This window comes from Massilia sp. BSC265, from assembly GCF_000740675.1.
Lineage (GTDB): Bacteria > Pseudomonadota > Gammaproteobacteria > Burkholderiales > Burkholderiaceae_D > Telluria.
In genome coordinates, this window is the sequence record NZ_JPXI01000024.1 from 175,853 (window position 1) to 193,993 (window position 18,141).

Consider the following 18,141-nt stretch of genomic DNA (forward strand, 5'->3'; position numbering starts at 1 on the left):
GCCCCAATGCGCAGCAACTCTCCCATCGCCTATTCGCCCGCTTTCGAAACCGTCCGCAAGGACGAGGTGGAAGCGATCAGGACGCTCCAGAACGCCTTCGCCACGTCGACCCACCGGCTGGCCGAAGCCAGGGGCCACGCCTGCCGTGCCGTGCATGCCAAGGGGCACGCCATCCTGCGCGGCACCCTCACGGTGATCGACGGCCTGCCGGCGGATTACGCGCAAGGCCTGTTTGCGGCGGCGGGCCGCTATGGGGTGCTGCTGCGCTGGTCCTCGCCGCCGGCGGGGCATCTCCCGGACGGCATCTCGACCCCGCGCGCCGTCGCCCTCAAGCTGCTGGAGGTGCCCGGCGAGCGCCTGGAGCAGGACCGGCCCGGCCGTTCGCAGGACTTCCTGCTGGTGAACGCCCCCGCATTCGCGCTGCCCGATCCCCAGTCCCTGCTGCTGGCCACCGCACTGCTGCCTGCCAGCGCCGAAGGCTTCGAAGGAGGGAAGAAAGCGTTCTCCGCCGTGATGCGCGGGGTGGAGGGCGCGATCGAGGCGCTGGGCGGCATGAGCGTGAAGATCAAGGGGATCGGCGGCGAGCCGCAGCGCCACCCGCTCGGCGAAACCTATTACAGCCAGACGCCTTTCCTGTACGGCCCCTACATGGCCAAGTTCGCCCTGGCCCCCGTGTCGGCTTCGCTGCTGGCACTCGGCGGTGTGAAGCTGGGCAGTGGCGACGATGCCCAGCGCGAGGCACTGGCCGCGCACTTTGCGGAACAGGGCGGGGAATGGGAACTGCGCGTGCAGTTGTGCACCGACCTGGACCGGATGCCGCTCGAGGATGCCTCGAAGGAGTGGCCGCAGGAGCTCAGCCCTTACGTGGCCGTCGCGCGGCTGGTGCTGGATCCGCAGCAGAGCTGGGATCCGGTGGCCTCGCCCAGGCTGGAAGACGAGATGGCCTTCGATCCGTGGAATTGCGTGGCCGCGCACCGGCCGCTGGGAGCGATCAACCGGGCGCGCAGGGAAGTGATGAAGGTGTCGCGGGAGGTAAGGGCGAGCTTCAACCGCTGCCCGATCCATGAGCCGTCGGGAGATTAGCGCGCGACGATCAGCCGCAGGCCCAGACCGACGAAGATGGCGCCGGCAATCCGGTCGAGCCACATCCCGGCCCGCGGCGTCCTGTTCAACCACTGCCCGATCGCGCCCGAAAAATAGCCCAGCAGTCCGAACAGCAGGGCCGCCTGCACGGTAAAGATCAGCCCCAGCCAGCCGATCTGCCAGTTCGCGTCGCCGCGCGAAGGCAGCACGAACTGCGGCAGGAAGGACAGGAAGAACAGCACCACTTTCGGGTTGATGGCATTGGCCAGCAGCCCCTTGAAGAACAGCTGGCGCGCCGGTTCGTCAGGCACGCCGCTCCTTGCCTGGGCTGCGCCACGGCTGCGCAGCGCCTGGAACCCCATCCAGACCAGGTACAGCCCGCCCGCGATCTTGAGCGCCGTGAAGGCGGTGGGCGATGCCGCGATCAGGGCGCTCACGCCGATCACGGCCAGCAGGGTGTGGTTCAGGCAGCCGAGGGCGCATCCGAGGCCGAAGGCGATGCCGCGCGCGCGTCCCTTGGCGATGCCGACGCCCAGCACCATCATGTTGTCCGGCCCGGGCGACAGGGTGATCAGGATGGCGGCGGTGAGGAAACCAAGGAACTGTTCGGGCGTGAGCATGGCGGGGACCGGTCGATAAACTGACCAGTATGGTAGCGCAAAGCTGACAGCGCGATCACAGTCAGCCCTTAGGCTGGACGACCGCATCCATGTCCAGCTCGACCCAGGTCGGGGCATGGTCGCTCGGCTTTTCCTTCGCGCGCTGGAACTTGTCCACGCCCGCGGCTCGCAGCGCAGGCGCCAGGGCGGGGCTGAGCAGCAGGTGGTCGATGCGGATGCCGGCGTCGCGCCCGAAGGCGTTGCGGAAGTAATCCCAGAAGGTGTAGATCACCTGGTCCGGATGCATCGCGCGCAAGGAATCGGTCCAGCCTTGCGACATCAGGCGCTCGAAGGCCGCGCGCGACTCCGGCCGGAACAGGGCGTCGTCGACCCAGCGCTCCGGCTTGTAGGCGTCCAGGCCGGTCGGTATCACGTTGAAGTCGCCGCACATGACGACAGGGGCCTCCGTCGCCATCAGCTCGGCGCCACGCGCGATCAGCCGTTCGAACCAGGCCAGCTTGTAGTCGAACTTCGGCCCTGGCGCCGGATTCCCGTTCGGCAGGTACAGCCCGCAGACGACGATGCCCTGGTAGACCGCTTCGATGTAGCGGCTCTGTTCGTCCGTCGGGTCGCCCGGCAGGCCGCGCTGCAACTCCTGGGCCGGGCCGTCTCGGGTGAGGATGGCGACGCCGTTCCAGCTCTTCTGGCCGTGCCAGATCGCGTGGTAGCCGGCGTCAACGATCGCCGTTTCCGGGAACTTCTCCTGCGGGGCCTTCAGTTCCTGCAGGCAGACGACGTCCGGTTTGCGTTCTTCGAGGTATTCGAGCAGGGCGCCCAGGCGGGCGCCGATTCCATTGACGTTGTAGGTAACGACCAGCATCCTGTTCTCCGCGTTTATCCTTGATATGCTTGCTACTTTAGCATGCGGGAACGGCAAGCTCAGGGCCGGACCTTATTGAACATTACTCGGCGCTTATAGTCGGAAGCGCATTTTCTTATGGCTAATTGATCGTTCGGCCATGCAAGATCATGCTCTATACTGCTGTGATCGAATTTTTGCAGTTGGAGAAGAACATGTTCACCCGCCGTCACATCCTCATTGGCGCTGTCGCCCTGTCCGCCAACCTGTTGGCAAGCGCTGCCCAGGCCGACCAGCTCGCGGACATCAAGAAGAAAGGCGAGATCGTGTTCGGCGTGCTGGGCACCGACGAGCCGAACAGCTTCATCGACCCCAAGACCCGCCAGCTGGTGGGCTACGAGATCGATATCGCCACCGCCGTGGCCAGGAAGATCGGCGTGACACCCAGGTTCAAGCAGATGTCGGTCTCGGCCCGCATCCCCGAGCTGCAGCAGGGCCACGTCGACGTGCTGGCCGCCACGCTCACCCACAACAAGGAACGCGAATCGCAGGTGGACTTCGCACTGACCCACTTCGTCACCGGCTCGAAAGTCATGGTGCGCGCGGGCAGCGGCGTCACCGCGCTGCCCCAGCTGGCCGGCAAGAAGGTCGTCACCGTACGCGGCGGCACCCAGGAATCGAACATCCGCAAGGCCGTGCCGACTGCCGAAGTGGTCACTTTCGAGAACACCCAGCAGGCCTTCCAGGCCCTGCGCCAGGGCAAGGGCATCGCCTACGTCAATGACGAATCCTCGCTGCTGGCCGACTACGGCAAGCTGGGCGCGGCCGCGAAGGGCTTCACCATCCTGCCGACCAGCATCGGCACCGAGTCGATCGCCCTCGGCCTGCGCAAGGGCGAGAAGAACCTGAAGGCCGTGGTCGACGAAACCCTGCGCGGCCTGGAGGCGAGCGGCGAAGCCGAGAAGCTGTTCAACAAGTGGTACGGCCCAGGCACCCGCGCCAATATCGCCAAGCGTACCTTCAAGATCAGCACCGACAAAATCTAAGCCTTGCAGTTTTTCGACCCCAGCATCCTGCAATCCGGCCAGTACCATGACTGGCTGGTGCGGGGCTTCATCCTGTCGCTCCAGCTAACGGCGGCCAGCTTCGTGTTCGCGCTGCCGTTCGGCGCCGTCGTCGCCCTGATGCGCACCTCCGGCTTCAAGCCGCTGCGCGGCCTTGGCGCCAGCATCGTCGAGGGCATCCGCAACGTGCCGCTGCTGGCGCACCTGCTGTTCTGGTACTTCGCCTTTCCCGAACTCCTGCCCGAGGGCGCGCGCGAGTTCCTGTACGCGAATAATCCGGAAGCCGTGTGCGCCGTGATCGCGCTGTCGCTGTACAGCGGCGTGCACATGGCCGAGGACATCCGCAGCGGCATCCGCGCCGTGCCGCCCAGCCAGCTCGAAGCCGCCCGTTCGCTCGGCCTGGGCCGCTTTGCCAGCGTGCGCCTGGTGCTGCTGCCGCAGGCCTTTCGCGCAGCGACGCCGCCGCTGCTGTCGCAGACCGTCAACCTGTGGAAGGACACCAGCGTGGCCACCGTCATCGGCGCCGCCGAACTGATGTACCAGGCCGCACGTGTCGAAACGGCGAGCTTCCGCAGCCTGGAAGCCTTCACCTTCGCGACCCTGGCCTACCTGGGCGTCTCGCTCCTGATTTCCTTCGCCGCATATCTGTTCCAGCGGCGTTATCCGGTCCGTCCGGCCTGAGGCTCGGTGACTTGGCATGCTGAATTCGATCATTGAGCTCATCGATACCTACTGGCTGTACTTCCTGGTCGGCCAGTATCCGGAAGGCCCCCTGGGCGGGCTGGCGCTGACCGTGCTGCTGTCCGCCGGGGCCCTGCTGCTGGCGATGCCGCTCGGCCTGCTGCTGGGCGTGGCGCGCGTGAGCAGCCGCCGGGCGGTCCGCTGGCCGACCGCGGCGCTGGTGCAGCTGGTGCGGGCGGTGCCGCTGCTGCTGGTGGTGTTCTGGGTCTACTTCTTCCTGCCCGCCGTCACCGGCGTGAAGACCGGGCAGGCGACCACCATGCTGATGGTGCTGGTGCTGTTCGACAGCATCTACCTGGCCGAGATCGTAGCAAGCGGCATCCGCGCGCTGCCGAAAGGACAGCTGGAAAGCGCCCGCTCGCTGGGCCTGTCCTACCCCCAGGCGCTGCGCCTGGTGGTGCTGCCGCAGACACTGCGCCGCGGCCTGCCGTCGATCGTCAGCCAGCTGGTCTCGACCATCAAGGCGACCTCGCTCGGCTACATCATCGGCTTGTCGGAAGTGTCCTTCATCGCGACCCAGGTGAACACCCTCGTGTTCACGCAGGCGGTCGAGGTGTACCTGATCCTGGCGCTGACCTATTTCATCCTCTGTTTCGGCCTGTCCCGCCTGGCCTTCCTGCTCGAGCGACGCCTTCAGGGTCGCACCGTGCGGGTTCAATAAGAAGGTACTGAACGATGATCGTTCTCGATAATGTCAACAAGTGGTACGGCGAAGGGGCTGCCAGATACCACGCGCTGCGCGATGTCAGCGAACGCGTGGAAAAGAACGAGGTGGTGGTGGTCTGCGGCCCGTCCGGCTCGGGCAAGTCGACCCTGATCCGCACCCTCAACCGCCTTGAGGAAATCGACGGCGGCTGCATCAAGGTCGACGGCCGCGACATCCACGCCAAGGGCCTGGATGTCAACGCATTGCGCGCCGGCATCGGCTTCGTGTTCCAGCACTTCAACCTGTTTCCGCACCTGACGGTGCTCGAGAATTGCACGCTGGCGCCCGTCAACCTCAAGCGCGCCACGCCGAAGGAAGCGCGCGAGTATGCCATGCAGCTGCTGGAGCAGGTCGGCCTGGCGCACAAGCGCGACGCCTATCCGAACGCGCTTTCGGGCGGCCAGCAGCAGCGGGTGGCGATCGCGCGTGCGCTGGCGATGCGCCCGCCGATCATGCTGTTCGACGAGCCGACCAGCGCGCTCGACCCGGAAATGGTGGGCGAAGTGCTCGGGGTGATGCGCTCGCTGGCGGGGCAGGGCATGACCATGGTCTGCGTCACCCACGAGATGGGCTTTGCACGGGAGGTCGCCGACCGGATCATCTTCATGAGCGAAGGCAGCATCCTCGAGCGCGCCACGCCCGAGGAATTCTTCGCCAACCCGCAGCACCCGCGCGCCCGGCAGTTCCTGGCGGACCGCCGGCGCGCCTGACCGGCGCCCACGCTGGGTTCAGGCCGGCGCTTCCTCCGGCGGGTAGAGGATGTGCGTGCCGCGGACGCGCGCAAAGGGCGTGAGCGTATGCGGCTTGGTCTTGCCCCGGTTGATGATGTGCTCGACCGGCACGCCGCGTACCGCCAGCGCGTCGGCCACCATCGAGCGGTGGCAGCGCCAGGGCACGGCTTCGGCGCACATCAGGGCGCAGCGGGTCGCGCCGGCCATGCGGGCGACCAGCTCGACATGCTCGTTGAATTCGTCGGTCTGCATGTGGTCGGCGTAGCCGCGGAAGGAGGCGTTGCGCCAGGCGCCGTTCGGCGTGTCCTTGCGCGCCTTGCGCAGGCCGCCGAGCGCGCGGATGTATTCGTAGCCGATGCCAGCAAGCGCCAGCGAGGCCGGCAGCTGGTCCTGCCCGAACTGCGGGTTGTGGCGCGACTTGGGGACGGTCCTGATGTCGAGCACGCGTTTGACCCCGTGCTCGCGCAGCAGTTCCAGGAATTCCTCGATCGGCCGGTTGGAGTGGCCGATGGTGTAGACCGCGTCCATGCTTCATTCCTCCTCGACAGTATCGGCGCCATTGTCGCGCACCGGCCCGGCAGGCGGCGCGCTGCAGCGCTGTCGGCTATCGACGATCCGGTGATCCGGACGTGGTAGGCTTACGGCCGGCTCGATAACAACCAGGAGACCAGGGATGCTCTATCAAGGAAGCTGCCACTGCGGCGCGGTGGCATTCGAAGCGGAAGGGGAGATCGACAGCGCACTGGCGTGCAACTGCTCGATCTGCAGGCGCAAGGGCTCGCTGCTATGGTTTATCCCACGTGACAAGCTGCGCCTCAAGACCCCGGAGGAAGCAGCCGGCACCTACACCTTCAACAAGCACGTCATCAAGCACCGCTTCTGCCCGACGTGCGGTATGCATCCGTACGGCGAAGGCATCGACCCGACAGGCAAGGCGATGGCGGCGGTCAACCTGCGCTGCGTCGAGGATATCGACCTCGACAGCATTCCGGTGCACCATTATGACGGCCGGTCCGTTTGATGCCGCCGGCATCCGGACCTTGTCTTCCAGTCAGGGCTTGCCGCCAGCCGCGGTCGAGGTGATGTTCGAGCCCACGATCACGAACTGGGCTTCGGCATCGGCCCTCGGGCAATGTTGTGTGCCGCGTGGTACGACGAACATGTCGCCCTTGCCCAGTTCGACGTCCCGGTCAGGTAGCTGGATCGTCAGCACGCCCGAAACGACGATGAAGAGCTCATCCTGATCGTCGTGTTGATGCCAGCCGGTCGATCCAAGCCCCTTGGCAACCTTGAACAATTGTCCATTTGCTTGCGCCAGTGTTTGCTGTGACCAGAATTCGTCCAGCTTGGCTAGCGCCGAGGGGATATTGACTTTCTCTTGCATACGGCTTGCTCCACATGGCCTATGCACGTGAATGTACCAATTCCACCGCGAGCAAACCAATCAGCAATACCGAGCAGGCATCAAGATAATTGAGGATGTCGCGGTCGGAAAGGCAAGCGAGGCAACCGGGCGTGTGTCAGAACTGCTCGTCCGGGCGCAGGTAGCGCCACTGCCCCGGCGGCAGGTCGCCCAGCTTCACCTTGCCGATGCGCACGCGCTTCAGGCCGATCACCTTCAGGCCCACCATGTCGCACATGCGGCGGATCTGGCGCTTGCGGCCTTCCCTCAAGGTGAAACTGAGCTGGTCCTCGTTCTGCCAGCGCACCTTGGCCGGCAGCAGCGGTTTGCCGTCCATCCACAGGCCGTGGTTGAGCTTTTTCAGGTCCGCGTCCGGCAGCTTGCCGGGCTTGGTGTACTGCACCCGCACCAGGTATTCCTTTTCGATGTCGGTGTTCTCGCCGATCAGCTGCTTGGCGATGCGTCCGTCCTGGGTCAGCACCAGCAGGCCCACCGAGTCAATGTCCAGGCGCCCGGCCGGCACCAGGCTGCGCAGCTGGGTCGGGTGGAACTGGTCCGGCGAGGGATCCTCAGGCCAGCGGTTCTCCGGCTTGACGAGGGTGACGGCCGGCTTGTAGCCGTCCTCGGCCTGGCCGCTGACGTAGCCGACCGGCTTGTTGATCAGGATGGTGACGCGCTTGGACTGTTCGGCGGCGGCCTGGCGCTCGACCGTGATTCTCTGGTGCGGCAGCACCTTGCTGCCCAGCTCAGAGACGACCTTGCCGTCCACGCGCACCCAGCCTTTGGCGATCCATTCATCGGCTTCGCGGCGTGAGCTCAGGCCGAGTTCGGACATACGTTTGGAAAGGCGGACAGGTTCGGTCATCGGGAAACAGGAAAAAGGGGTGAATCTGAAGGATTAAATCTTGAGAGCGTCGAGCAGGTCGGTCTCGAGCTGTACCTGGCTGCGCGGGTTGTTCAGCGTCGCGCCGTCGATCAGGAACACGTCCTCGACGCGCTCGCCCAGGGTCATGATCTTGGCGGTGTGCAGGTTGATGCGGTAGCGCGTCAGCACGTTGGCGATCGCATACAGCAGGCCGGGGCGGTCGTTGGCGGCCACCGACAGCACGTGGAACTGGCCGCGCTCGTCCGGTCTGAGATCGACGGTCGGCGTGACCGGGAAGGTTCGCGACAGGCGCGACAGGCGGCCGCGCGTCGGCGGCGGCAGGGCTTCCTGGGCCAGCAAGAGGGCGCGCAGCTCGTGCTCGATCAGGCTGATGATGTCGCGGTAGCTGCCGGCGAAGTTCTCCTCGGTGACGAGGAAGGAGTCGAGCGCATAGCCGTGGCGCGTGGTATGGATCTTGGCGTCGAGGATGCTGAAGTTCTTGCGTTCGAAGTAGCTGCAGATGCGCGCGAACAGGTCCGGCTGGTCCTTCACGTACACCGCCACCTGCAGGCCTTCGCCGATCGGCGCCAGGCGGGCCTTGACCACGGGCTTGTCGCTGTCGACCTTGTCGTGCAGGGCGCGCGTCTGCCAGGCGATGTCGGAGGCGTCGTGGCGCAGGAAGTAGACGACGTCGAGCTGCTTCCACAGTGCCTCGTGGGCGTCGGACTGCAATCCGTACAGGCGCAGGGTGGCCAGCGCTTCCTTCTGGCGCGCACGCAGCTCGCGGTCGGCGCTGTGCGGCTCGCCGCCCAGCACCCGCAGGGTCACCTTGTACAGGTCTTCGAGCAGCTTGGCCTTCCAGGCATTCCAGACTTTCGGGCTGGTGCCGCGGATGTCGGCCACGGTCAGCAGGTACAGGGCGGTGAGGTGGCGCTCGTCCTTCACCACGCCGGCAAAGGCCGCGATGACGTCCGGATCGGACAGGTCCTGCTTCTGCGCCACCGTCGACATGGTCAGGTGCTGCTGCACCAGGAAGACCACCAGCTCGGTGTCCTCTTCGCGGAGGCCGTGGCCGCGGCAGAAGTCCGCCGCGTCCTGCATGCCCAGCTCGGAGTGGTCGCCGCCGCGTCCCTTGGCGATGTCGTGGAACAGGGCGGCCACATACAGCAGCCAGCGGTCGCGGAAGTTGGCGATCAGCTGGCTGCAGAACGGGTATTCGTGGGCGTGCTCGGGCATCGTGAAGCGGCGCAGGTTGCGCACCACCATCATGATGTGCTGGTCCACGGTGTAGACGTGGAACAGGTCGTGCTGCATCTGGCCTGTGATGCTGCGGAAGGCCGGCAGGTAGCGGCCCAGCACGCCCATGTCGTTCATGCGGCGCAGCGCGTGCAGCAGGCCGCTGGGCGCCTTCAGGATGCGCAGGAACAGGGCCTTGTTGGCCGGATTCGCGCGAAAATCCTCGTCGATCACGTTCCGCGCATGCCACAGCGCCCGCATGGTGCGCGCCGTCATGCCCTTGATGTCGGGGCGCTCGGTCATGGCCACGAAGATGCCGAGCACGGTCGAGGGGAAGCGCTCGAAGGTGTCGTTTGCTGCGATGTCGATGAAGCCGTTGACCTCGTTGAAGTGCTCGTTGAAGTCGCCGCCGATCGGGACCGCGCTGCAAGGGCGCCGGAACAGCTGGGCCTCGATATTCTGCAGCATGATGGTGTTCATCTGGGTGACCACCTTGGCTGCCCAGTAGTAGCGCTGCATCAGGAATTCGCTGGCGCGGCGCCCGTCGGCGTTCTCCAGGCCGAAGGTCTTGGCGATCGCGGTCTGGACGTCGAACACCAGGCGGTCTTCGCGGCGTTTGGTCTGCAGGTGCAGGCGCACGCGGATGTCCTTGAAGGCGTACTCCTTCTCCATCAGCTGGCGCGCCTCGGCGCGCGTGATCAGCTTGGCGCGCGCCATCTGGCTCCAGGATTCGGCCAGGCCGGCGGCCTTGGCCACCCACATGATCACCTGCAGGTCGCGCAGTGCGCCCGGGCTCTCCTTGACGTTGGGCTCGAGGGCGAAGGCGGTGTATTCGTACTTGGCGTGGCGCAGCCGCATCTCGGCGGTCTTGGCCTGGAAAAAGGCCTGCGGGTCGAGGGCCTCGCGGTAGCGCCGGCGCAGCTCGTCGAACAGCGGACCGTCGCCCGTAACGAGCCGCGCTTCCAGCAGGCTGGTCTGCACCGTGATGTCGGCGCGCGATTCGACCAGGCACTCGTCCACGGTGCGGATGCTGTGGCCGATTTCCAGGCCCAGGTCCCAGAACAACTGCACCAGCGTTTCGAGTTTTGCCTGGGTGAGGGCGTCGGCCGGCTGGCCGAGCAGGATCAGGAGGTCGACGTCGGAGTAGGGGAAGAGTTCGCCGCGGCCGTAGCCGCCCACGCCCACCAGCGCGGTGTTGGCGGGCAGGCCGGCCGCGTTCCAGGCATCGGTGAGGATGCCGTCGACGCAGTTGCGCAGGCCGCGCAGGAGCTTTTCCGGCTTGCCGTCCTGGTGGAAGGCGTCGATCAGGGCCTGGCGCTCGGCCTTGAGCCGTTGGCGCAGTCCGGTGCGCGAACTGTCGAGGAGCGCGGGCTGGCCCATGTGACGTCTTCCTTTGTTCAGGCCGGAACGGCGGCGCCCTGGTTCAGCAGCGGCAGCACGATGGCCGGGGGCGGCGGACTGCCGGCCGACATGGTCAGGACCTCGACGCCGGTCTCGGTGACCAGCACGGTGTGTTCCCACTGGGCCGACAGGCTGCGGTCCTTGGTCTTGATGGTCCAGCCGTCCGGCATCTCGCGGATCTCGCGGCGGCCGGCATTGATCATCGGCTCGATGGTGAAGATCATGCCCGGGACGAGCTCTTCGCCGGTGCCGGGGCGGCCGTAATGGAGCACCTGCGGCTCTTCGTGGAACACGCGGCCCACGCCGTGGCCGCAGAACTCGCGTACCACGCTGTAGCCGTGCTTCTCGGCGTGCTGCTGGATCGCGTGGCCGATGTCGCCCAGGCGGTTGCCCGGCTTGACCTTGGCGATGCCCAGCCACATGCACTCGAAGGTGACCTCGGACAGGCGCTTGGCCAGGATCGAAGGCTCGCCGACCAGGAACATGCGGCTGTTGTCGCCGTGGAAGCCCTCCTTGGTGATCGGGGTGATGTCGATGTTCAGCGCATCGCCGCTCTTGAGCACACGGTCGCCCGGGATGCCATGGCAGATGACGTCGTTGACCGAGGCGCAGATCGAGCCGGGGAAGGGCGGGTAGCCCGGCGGCGCGTAGTTCAGCGTGGCCGGCACGGTGCCCTGCACGTTGATCATGTAGTCCTTGGCCAGGCGGTCCAGCTCGCCCGTGGTGACGCCGGGTTTGACGAAGGGCGTGATGTAGTCGAGCACTTCCGAGCCGAGCCGGCAGGCGACGCGCATGCCTTCGATTTCTTCCGGGGTCTTGGGGGTGGAGGCCATATTCTTATCCTGCTATGTGGTTGAGCCCGGGTCGCGTAGACCGGAATCCGGGCGGTTATTGCGCCATTATAAGGGTTTCGTAGGGTGGGCGGGTCTTCCCGCCCACGCGGCGATTGTTGGCGGCAAGATCATCGAGCACGGAAACGGAGCCATTGCCGGTCACGGCGTGGGCGAGGGACTCGCCCACCCTACGCAACCCTTGAAAACTCACCGAAATCCCGCTAGAATCTCGGGTTGCTCGTATTCGCATCGAGCAATGTTGTAAAAAACATCTTTTAATGAAATCGCGAACGTGGCCGCCAAAGGGTGCCTACAGTAACTGAGAGGTGACTGGCTACGTTCAAGACCCAACCCTGGAGAATTACATGTCCGTTACTATGCGTGAAATGCTGGAAGCCGGTATCCACTTCGGTCACCAGACCCGTTTCTGGAACCCGAAAATGGCACCGTTCATCTTCGGTCATCGCAACAAGATCCACATCATCAACCTGGAAAAGACCATGGCGATGTACCAGGATGCGATGAAGACCATCAAGCAGATCTCGGCCAACCGCGGCACCATCCTGATGGTCGGCACCAAGCGCCAGGCCCGCGACATCATCGCCGCTGAAGCACAGCGCGCAGGCGTGCCTTACGTCGACCAGCGCTGGCTGGGCGGCATGCTGACCAACTTCAAGACCATCAAGACCTCGATCAAGCGCCTGAAGGACATGGAAGCGGCGATCGAATCGGGCGAAGTCGAGAAGCTGTCGAAGAAAGAAGCGCTGATGTTCTCGCGCGAACTGGTCAAGCTGCAGAAGTCGATCGGCGGCATCAAGGACCTGGGCGGCGTGCCGGACGCAATCTTCGTCGTCGACGTCGGCTACCACAAGGGCGCCATCACCGAAGCCGGCAAGCTGGGCATCCCGGTCATCGGCGTGGTCGATACCAACCACTCGCCGGAAGGCGTCACCCACGTGATCCCGGGCAACGACGACTCGTCGAAGGCGATCACCCTGTACGCACGCGGCGTCGCCGATGCAATCCTGGAAGGCCGCGCCAACGCCACCAACGAAGTCGTTGAGATGGTCAAGGCCGCTGGCGACGACTTCGTCGAAGTTTCCGAGCAAGCATAATGTAGGGCAGGTCTCACCTGCCTGACGAACGAAGGGGGCGCCGAGCCGTGGCACGAGCCCCCCTTTTTTTAAGCACGACGCTTAGCAAGAAAATATCGTTCTGATGTCCCATGGACATCGAACTCCGTAAATCAACAATTGGGAGAATTCAACATGGCAGCTATTACCGCAGCGATGGTTGGTGAACTGCGCGCGAAGACCGACGCGCCGATGATGGAATGCAAGAAGGCACTGACCGAAGCCGAAGGCGACATGGCACGTGCCGAAGAGATCCTGCGCGTCAAGCTGGGCGGCAAGGCATCGAAGGCAGCGTCGCGTATCACCGCCGAAGGCGTGGTCGCCGCTTACATCTCCGGCAACGTCGGCGCGCTGGTCGAAATCAACAGCGAAACCGACTTCGTCGCCAAGAACGACGACTTCCTGGCCATGGCCAACCTGGCAGCCCGCCTGGTCGCCGAGCAGAACCCGGCCGACGTCGCCGCCCTGGCAGCCCTGCCGCACGACGGCAAGACCTTCGATGACGTGCGTACGGCACTGATCGGTAAAATCGGCGAGAATATGACCGTTCGCCGCTTCCAGCGCTTCGAAACCACCGCCAAGCTGGCTTCGTACCTGCACGGCGCCCGCATCGGCGTCATGGTCGAGTTCGAAGGTGACGAGCAGGTCGGCAAGGACGTGGCCATGCACATCGCTGCAATGAAGCCGGTCGCGCTGTCGGCAGAGCAAGTGCCTGCTGAACTGATCGAGAAAGAGCGTTCGGTTGCCCAGTTGAAGGCCCAGGAAGACGCCGACAAGGCCGTCGCCGAAGGCAAGCAGCCGCAGTCGGCCGACATCGTCGCCAAGCGTATCGACGGTTCGGTGCAGAAGTACCTGAAGGAAGTGTCGCTGCTGAACCAGGCGTTCGTGAAGAACGACAAGCAGTCGATCGAGCAGATGCTGAAGGCCTCGAACGCCAGCGTCAAGGCATTCGCGATGTACGTCGTCGGCGAAGGCATCGAGAAGAAGGTGGACGACTTCGCAGCAGAAGTCGCAGCCCAGATGGCTGCCAACAAGCAGTAATCGACAAAGCGGGCCGTAAGGCCCGTTTTTGCAGGGTGGTGCCGTGTGCGTCGGTAGGTGCGCGGCGGCAGCCCGGACAGCCATCTGTGCATTGCAGATGAGACCGCCGCTGGGCGGCGGTCAGACCCGAATTCGAAACACAACATAGGAGCCGCTTCATCATGACAAAACCAGCCTACCAACGAGTCCTTCTCAAACTGTCTGGCGAAGCGCTGATGGGTGACGACCAGTTCGGCATCAACCGCGCCACCATCGACCGCATGGTCGCCGACGTGGCGGAAGTGGCGAAGCTGGGCGTGCAGGTGGCGGTCGTGATCGGCGGCGGCAACATCTTCCGCGGCGTCGCCCCGGGTGCCCAGGGCATGGACCGCGCCACCGCCGACTACATGGGCATGCTCGCCACCGTCATGAACGCCCTGGCCCTGGCCGATTCGATGCGCCACGTGGGCATCACCGCGCGCGTGATGTCGGCGATCAGCATCGAGCAGGTGGTCGAGCCCTACGTGCGCCCGAAGGCCCTGCAGTACCTGGAAGAAGGCAAGGTCGTCGTGTTTGCAGCCGGCACCGGCAACCCCTTCTTCACCACCGACACCGCCGCCGCGCTGCGCGGTGCCGAGATCTCGGCCGAGATCGTGCTGAAGGCCACCAAGGTCGACGGCGTGTATACCGCCGATCCCAAGAAGGACCCGAACGCCACCCGCTACAACTCGATCTCCTTCGACGAGGCGATCGCCAAGAACCTGCAGGTGATGGACGCGACCGCGTTCGCACTGTGCCGCGACCAGAAGCTGCCGATCAAGGTCTTCTCCATCGTCAAGCCCGGCGCGATGAAAGCCGTGATCATGGGCGAAGACGAGGGTACACTGGTACACGTTTGAATCTCGTTTCACAACACACAAGAACAGGAGTGCAGCATGTCCTTAGCTGACGTCAAGAAAAACGCGCAGGAGCGCATGACCAAGTCCATCGAGACCCTGAAGGCCAACCTGGCCAAGGTCCGCACCGGCCGCGCCCACGCCGGCATCCTCGATTCCGTGATGGTCGAATACTATGGCTCGCCGGTCCCGCTGTCGCAGGTGGCCAACCTGACCCTGATCGATGCCCGCACCATCGGCGTTGCGCCCTTCGAGAAGAAGATGGCAAGCACCATCGAAAAGGCGATCCGCGACTCCGACCTGGGCCTGAACCCGTCGTCGCAGGGCGACACCATCCGCGTGCCGACCCCGCCGCTGACCGAAGAGCGCCGCAAGGAAATGGTCAAGCTGACCAAGTCGGAAGGCGAAGACGCCAAGATTGCTGTGCGCAACATCCGCCGCGACGCCAACGAAGCTGTCAAGAAAATGGTCAAGGACAAGACCGCCTCGGAAGACGACGAGCGCCGCAGCGCCGACGAGATCCAGAAGCTGACCGACAAGTTCGTTGCCGAGATCGACAAGCTGCTGGCCGAAAAAGAAAAAGACATCATGACGGTGTAAGACCGGGCAATGCAGGCCATGCGGAGCGTTACGCGCTCCGAATGCCCTGCACCCAGGCGGACCGGTCCCGGCTTCATGCCGCGGCCGGTCCGACTCCCTTTAAGACCGGCTGTCGCCGCATCTCCTGCCGATGCGCCGCCAGCCCTGCTGGAAGCAACGATGTTCAAAAGTTCGACCACTGCCATTCCCGAAGCGCTGAAGGTGCCGCGCCATATTGCCATCATCATGGATGGCAATGGACGCTGGGCCACCAAACGCCTGCTGCCGCGCGTGGCCGGCCACGTCAAGGGCGTGGAGGCGGTGCGTGGTGTCGTCGAGCACTGCGTCGAGCGCGGCGTCGAATACCTGACGCTGTTTGCCTTTTCCTCCGAAAACTGGCGCCGGCCGGCCGAGGAAGTCTCGCTCCTGATGCGCCTGTTCGTCACCGCGCTCGAGCGCGAGGTGGCGAAAATGCATGCCAATAATATCCGCCTCAAGGTCGTGGGCGACCTGAGCCGTTTCGACCCGAAGCTCCAGGAAATGATCAGCGCGGCCGAGCGCCGCACCGCCAACAACACCCGGCTGACGGTCAGCGTGTGCGCCAACTACGGCGGCCGCTGGGATATCATGCAGGCAACGGGCAAGATGGTAGCGGCCAACCCTGGCATGACCGAATTCACCGAAGAGATGCTGGCGCCGCACCTGGCCATGGCCTATGCGCCCGAGCCCGACCTGTTCATCCGTACCGGCGGCGAGGAGCGCATCTCGAACTTCCTGCTGTGGCAGCTGGCATATTCCGAGCTGTACTTCACCAAGACCTTCTGGCCGGACTTCTCCAAGGCCTCGCTGGACGAAGCCATCGCCTCGTTCCAGCAGCGCGAGCGCCGTTTCGGCCAGACCGGCGACCAGGTCGCGCAGAAGTCCAACGCTTGAGACAACCGATGCTGAAAACCCGGATCATCACCGCGCTCGCACTCCTGGCAGTCCTGCTGCCGGTCCTGTACTTCAACAACTACACGGCGTTCGCGGTGGTCGCCTCTCTCTTCTTCGGGGCGGCGATCTGGGAATGTTTCCGCCTGTTCAACCCGGAGACCGGCAAGGCGCCGCTCATCGCCGTCTTCTGGACCGCGGCCTTCGTCTATGCCTTCTTCATTTCGCCGAGCCCGAATCCGGTGTTCTGGTTCGCGATCAGCGTGCTGGTCTGGGCGCTGCGCTTCGCGCCATCCCTGAAGCTCGGCCTGCCGCCCCTGAACAGCAGCGCCAATACCTTCCTGAGCCTCATCTATGCGATCTCCGTGGTCGGCTGCTTTGCCGCCATCGTCGAGATGTACCGGCTGTCGCCGCTCTATCTGCTGTCGGTGATGGCGATCGTCTGGGCAGCCGACATCTTTGCCTACTTCTCGGGCAAGGCCTTCGGCAAGCGCAAGCTGGCACCCTCGATCTCGCCGGGCAAGTCCTGGGAAGGCGCGATCGGCGGCTGCATCGCCGTGCTGGTGCTGGCCACCCTCAGCATCGTGCTGGGTGGCGACTCGGTTGACTCACCCTTGGCCGGCACCTTTGCCGCGCAGGTGCAGGCCAGCCTCGGCTGGGCCGCGCTGTACGTGGTGCTCATCCTCATCGTCGCGGCCAGCGTGGTCGGCGACCTGTTCGAATCCCAGCTCAAGCGCCGCGCCGGCATGAAGGACAGCAGCAACCTGCTGCCCGGCCATGGCGGGGTGCTGGACCGCGTGGACGCGCTCGTCCCGGTCCTGCCCCTGGCGGCCCTGATCGGCTCCAGGCTCTAGAGCAATCTGGCAGCAAATAAAGGAATCCCGCAATGCAGCGCATTACCATCCTGGGCGCCACCGGCTCGATCGGCGCCTCGACCCTCGACGTTCTCGCCCGCCATCCCGACCGTTACCGTGTCCACGCCCTGAGCGCCCATGGCCGCGTGGAGGAGCTGGCCGACGCCTGCCGCCGCTTCAAGCCGGCGCGCGCGGTGGTCGGGTCGCTTGACGCAGCCGAACGCCTGTCGCAACTGGTGGCGGGCCTCGGCATCCAGGTCGACCACGGCGAGCAGGCGCTGTGCGAGATCGCATCCAGCCCGGACACCGACACCGTGATGGCCGCCATCGTCGGCGCCGCCGGCCTGGCCCCGACCCTGGCAGCCGCGCGCGCCGGCAAGAAGGTCCTGCTGGCCAACAAGGAGGCCCTGGTCATGTCCGGCCAGCTGTTCATGGACGCGGTGCGCGAGCACCGGGCGACCCTGCTGCCGATCGACAGCGAGCACAATGCGATCTTCCAGTCCCTGCCTGCCGGCTACGAGCGTGATCCGCAGGCCGCCGGCGTCGCCAAGATCCTGCTGACCGCCTCGGGCGGCCCCTTCCTGCACCGCGCCGTCGAGACCCTGGAGGCGGTGACGCCCACCGAGGCCTGCAAGCACCCGAACTGGGTCATGGGCCGCAAGATCTCGGTCGACTCGGCCACCATGATGAACAAGGGCCTGGAAGTGATCGAGGCCCACTGGCTGTTCGGCGCACCAAGCGAGCTGATCGAAGTGGTGATCCACCCGCAAAGCGTGATCCACTCGATGGTGTCGTACACCGACGGTTCGGTGCTGGCCCAACTGGGCAACCCGGACATGCGCACCCCGATCGCGCACGCGCTGGCCTTCCCGGACCGAATCGCCTCGGGCGTGCCCCAACTCGACCTGACCGCGATGGCCGCGCTGCAGTTCTACCGGCCGGACTTCAATCGCTTCCCTTGCCTCAAGCTCGCTTTCGATGCACTCGGTGCGGGCGGCACCGCGCCGGCCCTGCTCAATGCCGCCAACGAAGTGGCGGTGCAATCCTTCCTCGAGTGCGAGATCGGCTTCCGCGACATCGACCGCGTGATCGCCGGGGTGATGGACGCCGTGCCGCACGGCCCGGCGCCGTCGATCGAGGCGGTGCTGGCACAGGACGCGCTGGCGCGCGGCAGCGCACGCGCCATCATCGACCGCCTGCGGAGCTGAG

At 65.2% G+C, this 18,141-nt stretch carries 20 protein-coding genes; 13 read left to right on the forward strand and 7 right to left on the reverse strand.

Going from position 1 to position 18,141, the window contains the following annotated elements; translation table 11 throughout:
* Positions 1 to 6: 6 nt before the first annotated feature.
* The gene (locus MA09_RS05380; RefSeq protein WP_036246008.1) at positions 7 to 1,083 is read left to right on the forward strand and encodes a catalase family protein; all 1,077 of its coding nucleotides are present in this window, start codon (positions 7 to 9) and stop codon (positions 1,081 to 1,083) included.
* Here the strand turns inward: MA09_RS05380 and MA09_RS05385 are convergent.
* Together MA09_RS05385 and xth are read right to left on the reverse strand one after the other, a co-directional pair.
* Complete coding sequence (locus tag MA09_RS05385) at positions 1,080 to 1,703, reverse strand: LysE family translocator (RefSeq protein WP_036246009.1); 624 nt, start codon at positions 1,701 to 1,703, stop codon at positions 1,080 to 1,082. The genes MA09_RS05380 and MA09_RS05385 overlap by 4 nt on opposite strands.
* 61 nt (positions 1,704 to 1,764) lie before the next feature.
* Positions 1,765 to 2,562 (reverse strand): exodeoxyribonuclease III, encoded by a 798-nt coding sequence (xth, locus tag MA09_RS05390; RefSeq protein ID WP_036246011.1) that lies wholly within the window; start codon positions 2,560 to 2,562, stop codon positions 1,765 to 1,767.
* A 194-nt stretch (positions 2,563 to 2,756) separates the two neighbouring features.
* On the opposite strand from xth, the gene MA09_RS05395 reads away from it, so the two are divergent.
* The 4 genes from MA09_RS05395 to MA09_RS05410 are packed head-to-tail and all read left to right on the forward strand — an operon-like array spanning position 2,757 to position 5,762.
* Positions 2,757 to 3,587 carry an ABC transporter substrate-binding protein gene (locus MA09_RS05395; protein WP_036246186.1) on the forward strand — a complete coding sequence of 277 codons (831 nt, stop codon included), beginning with the start codon at positions 2,757 to 2,759 and terminating at the stop codon, positions 3,585 to 3,587.
* Between the two features lie 3 nt (positions 3,588 to 3,590).
* A complete protein-coding gene (locus MA09_RS05400; RefSeq protein WP_036246014.1) occupies positions 3,591 to 4,286 on the forward strand; it encodes an amino acid ABC transporter permease in 696 nt (231 codons plus the stop codon).
* 16 nt (positions 4,287 to 4,302) lie between these two features.
* On the forward strand, positions 4,303 to 5,007 hold the full coding sequence (locus MA09_RS05405) for an amino acid ABC transporter permease (RefSeq protein WP_373887837.1): 705 nt from the start codon (positions 4,303 to 4,305) through the stop codon (positions 5,005 to 5,007).
* Between the two features lie 14 nt (positions 5,008 to 5,021).
* Positions 5,022 to 5,762 (forward strand): amino acid ABC transporter ATP-binding protein, encoded by a 741-nt coding sequence (locus MA09_RS05410; RefSeq protein WP_036246016.1) that lies wholly within the window; start codon positions 5,022 to 5,024, stop codon positions 5,760 to 5,762.
* 18 nt (positions 5,763 to 5,780) lie between these two features.
* Here MA09_RS05410 and MA09_RS05415 read toward each other — a convergent pair whose 3' ends face one another.
* The gene (locus tag MA09_RS05415) at positions 5,781 to 6,311 is read right to left on the reverse strand and encodes a DUF488 family protein (protein WP_036246017.1); all 531 of its coding nucleotides are present in this window, start codon (positions 6,309 to 6,311) and stop codon (positions 5,781 to 5,783) included.
* A 145-nt stretch (positions 6,312 to 6,456) separates the two neighbouring features.
* Between MA09_RS05415 and MA09_RS05420 the strand changes: the two genes are divergently transcribed.
* A complete protein-coding gene (locus MA09_RS05420; protein ID WP_036246020.1) occupies positions 6,457 to 6,804 on the forward strand; it encodes a GFA family protein in 348 nt (115 codons plus the stop codon).
* A 30-nt stretch (positions 6,805 to 6,834) separates the two neighbouring features.
* On the opposite strand, the gene MA09_RS05425 is transcribed toward MA09_RS05420, so the two are convergent.
* From MA09_RS05425 to map, 4 genes are all read right to left on the reverse strand, one after another.
* A complete protein-coding gene (locus MA09_RS05425; protein ID WP_036246023.1) occupies positions 6,835 to 7,167 on the reverse strand; it encodes a cupin domain-containing protein in 333 nt (110 codons plus the stop codon).
* Positions 7,168 to 7,303: 136 nt separating this feature from the next.
* Positions 7,304 to 8,050: a pseudouridine synthase gene (locus MA09_RS05430; protein WP_036246025.1), complete on the reverse strand. Its 747-nt coding sequence runs from the start codon at positions 8,048 to 8,050 to the stop codon at positions 7,304 to 7,306.
* A 33-nt stretch (positions 8,051 to 8,083) separates the two neighbouring features.
* Entirely contained in the window at positions 8,084 to 10,666 is a 2,583-nt protein-coding gene (locus MA09_RS05435) for a [protein-PII] uridylyltransferase (RefSeq protein ID WP_051933195.1), read from the reverse strand.
* Between the two features lie 17 nt (positions 10,667 to 10,683).
* Positions 10,684 to 11,520 carry a type I methionyl aminopeptidase gene (gene map, locus MA09_RS05440; RefSeq protein ID WP_036246027.1) on the reverse strand — a complete coding sequence of 279 codons (837 nt, stop codon included), beginning with the start codon at positions 11,518 to 11,520 and terminating at the stop codon, positions 10,684 to 10,686.
* A gap of 365 nt (positions 11,521 to 11,885) precedes the next feature.
* Between map and rpsB the strand changes: the two genes are divergently transcribed.
* The 7 genes from rpsB to ispC all read left to right on the forward strand — a co-directional run bounded on the left by rpsB (position 11,886) and on the right by ispC (position 18,140).
* Positions 11,886 to 12,635, forward strand: a complete 750-nt coding sequence (gene rpsB, locus MA09_RS05445) for a 30S ribosomal protein S2 (RefSeq protein ID WP_036246029.1) — start codon at positions 11,886 to 11,888, stop codon at positions 12,633 to 12,635.
* A 153-nt stretch (positions 12,636 to 12,788) separates the two neighbouring features.
* Positions 12,789 to 13,694 (forward strand): translation elongation factor Ts, encoded by a 906-nt coding sequence (gene tsf / locus MA09_RS05450; RefSeq protein ID WP_036246191.1) that lies wholly within the window; start codon positions 12,789 to 12,791, stop codon positions 13,692 to 13,694.
* 161 nt (positions 13,695 to 13,855) lie between these two features.
* The gene (pyrH, locus tag MA09_RS05455) at positions 13,856 to 14,572 is read left to right on the forward strand and encodes a UMP kinase (RefSeq protein WP_036207004.1); all 717 of its coding nucleotides are present in this window, start codon (positions 13,856 to 13,858) and stop codon (positions 14,570 to 14,572) included.
* 36 nt (positions 14,573 to 14,608) lie between these two features.
* Complete coding sequence (frr, locus tag MA09_RS05460) at positions 14,609 to 15,169, forward strand: ribosome recycling factor (protein ID WP_036246032.1); 561 nt, start codon at positions 14,609 to 14,611, stop codon at positions 15,167 to 15,169.
* A gap of 159 nt (positions 15,170 to 15,328) precedes the next feature.
* The gene (gene uppS / locus MA09_RS05465) at positions 15,329 to 16,081 is read left to right on the forward strand and encodes a polyprenyl diphosphate synthase (RefSeq protein ID WP_036246034.1); all 753 of its coding nucleotides are present in this window, start codon (positions 15,329 to 15,331) and stop codon (positions 16,079 to 16,081) included.
* An 8-nt stretch (positions 16,082 to 16,089) separates the two neighbouring features.
* On the forward strand, positions 16,090 to 16,932 hold the full coding sequence (locus MA09_RS05470) for a phosphatidate cytidylyltransferase (RefSeq protein ID WP_036246036.1): 843 nt from the start codon (positions 16,090 to 16,092) through the stop codon (positions 16,930 to 16,932).
* Positions 16,933 to 16,964: 32 nt separating this feature from the next.
* Complete coding sequence (ispC, locus tag MA09_RS05475; protein ID WP_036246038.1) at positions 16,965 to 18,140, forward strand: 1-deoxy-D-xylulose-5-phosphate reductoisomerase; 1,176 nt, start codon at positions 16,965 to 16,967, stop codon at positions 18,138 to 18,140.
* The last annotated feature ends 1 nt before the right edge of the window (position 18,141 follow it).

What these genes read in the sequence shown, in the direction of transcription:
- MA09_RS05380 (WP_036246008.1), top strand. Translation starts at nt 7, where the DNA reads ATGCGCAGCAACTCTCCCATCGCCTATTCGCCCGCTTTCGAAACCGTC.
- MA09_RS05385 (WP_036246009.1), bottom strand. Translation starts at nt 1,703, where the DNA reads ATGCTCACGCCCGAACAGTTCCTTGGTTTCCTCACCGCCGCCATCCTG.
- xth (WP_036246011.1), bottom strand. Translation starts at nt 2,562, where the DNA reads ATGCTGGTCGTTACCTACAACGTCAATGGAATCGGCGCCCGCCTGGGC.
- MA09_RS05395 (WP_036246186.1), top strand. Translation starts at nt 2,757, where the DNA reads ATGTTCACCCGCCGTCACATCCTCATTGGCGCTGTCGCCCTGTCCGCC.
- MA09_RS05405 (WP_373887837.1), top strand. Translation starts at nt 4,303, where the DNA reads ATGCTGAATTCGATCATTGAGCTCATCGATACCTACTGGCTGTACTTC.
- MA09_RS05410 (WP_036246016.1), top strand. Translation starts at nt 5,022, where the DNA reads ATGATCGTTCTCGATAATGTCAACAAGTGGTACGGCGAAGGGGCTGCC.
- MA09_RS05415 (WP_036246017.1), bottom strand. Translation starts at nt 6,311, where the DNA reads ATGGACGCGGTCTACACCATCGGCCACTCCAACCGGCCGATCGAGGAA.
- MA09_RS05420 (WP_036246020.1), top strand. Translation starts at nt 6,457, where the DNA reads ATGCTCTATCAAGGAAGCTGCCACTGCGGCGCGGTGGCATTCGAAGCG.
- MA09_RS05425 (WP_036246023.1), bottom strand. Translation starts at nt 7,167, where the DNA reads ATGCAAGAGAAAGTCAATATCCCCTCGGCGCTAGCCAAGCTGGACGAA.
- MA09_RS05430 (WP_036246025.1), bottom strand. Translation starts at nt 8,050, where the DNA reads ATGACCGAACCTGTCCGCCTTTCCAAACGTATGTCCGAACTCGGCCTG.
- MA09_RS05435 (WP_051933195.1), bottom strand. Translation starts at nt 10,666, where the DNA reads ATGGGCCAGCCCGCGCTCCTCGACAGTTCGCGCACCGGACTGCGCCAA.
- map (WP_036246027.1), bottom strand. Translation starts at nt 11,520, where the DNA reads ATGGCCTCCACCCCCAAGACCCCGGAAGAAATCGAAGGCATGCGCGTC.
- rpsB (WP_036246029.1), top strand. Translation starts at nt 11,886, where the DNA reads ATGTCCGTTACTATGCGTGAAATGCTGGAAGCCGGTATCCACTTCGGT.
- tsf (WP_036246191.1), top strand. Translation starts at nt 12,789, where the DNA reads ATGGCAGCTATTACCGCAGCGATGGTTGGTGAACTGCGCGCGAAGACC.
- pyrH (WP_036207004.1), top strand. Translation starts at nt 13,856, where the DNA reads ATGACAAAACCAGCCTACCAACGAGTCCTTCTCAAACTGTCTGGCGAA.
- frr (WP_036246032.1), top strand. Translation starts at nt 14,609, where the DNA reads ATGTCCTTAGCTGACGTCAAGAAAAACGCGCAGGAGCGCATGACCAAG.
- uppS (WP_036246034.1), top strand. Translation starts at nt 15,329, where the DNA reads ATGTTCAAAAGTTCGACCACTGCCATTCCCGAAGCGCTGAAGGTGCCG.
- MA09_RS05470 (WP_036246036.1), top strand. Translation starts at nt 16,090, where the DNA reads ATGCTGAAAACCCGGATCATCACCGCGCTCGCACTCCTGGCAGTCCTG.
- ispC (WP_036246038.1), top strand. Translation starts at nt 16,965, where the DNA reads ATGCAGCGCATTACCATCCTGGGCGCCACCGGCTCGATCGGCGCCTCG.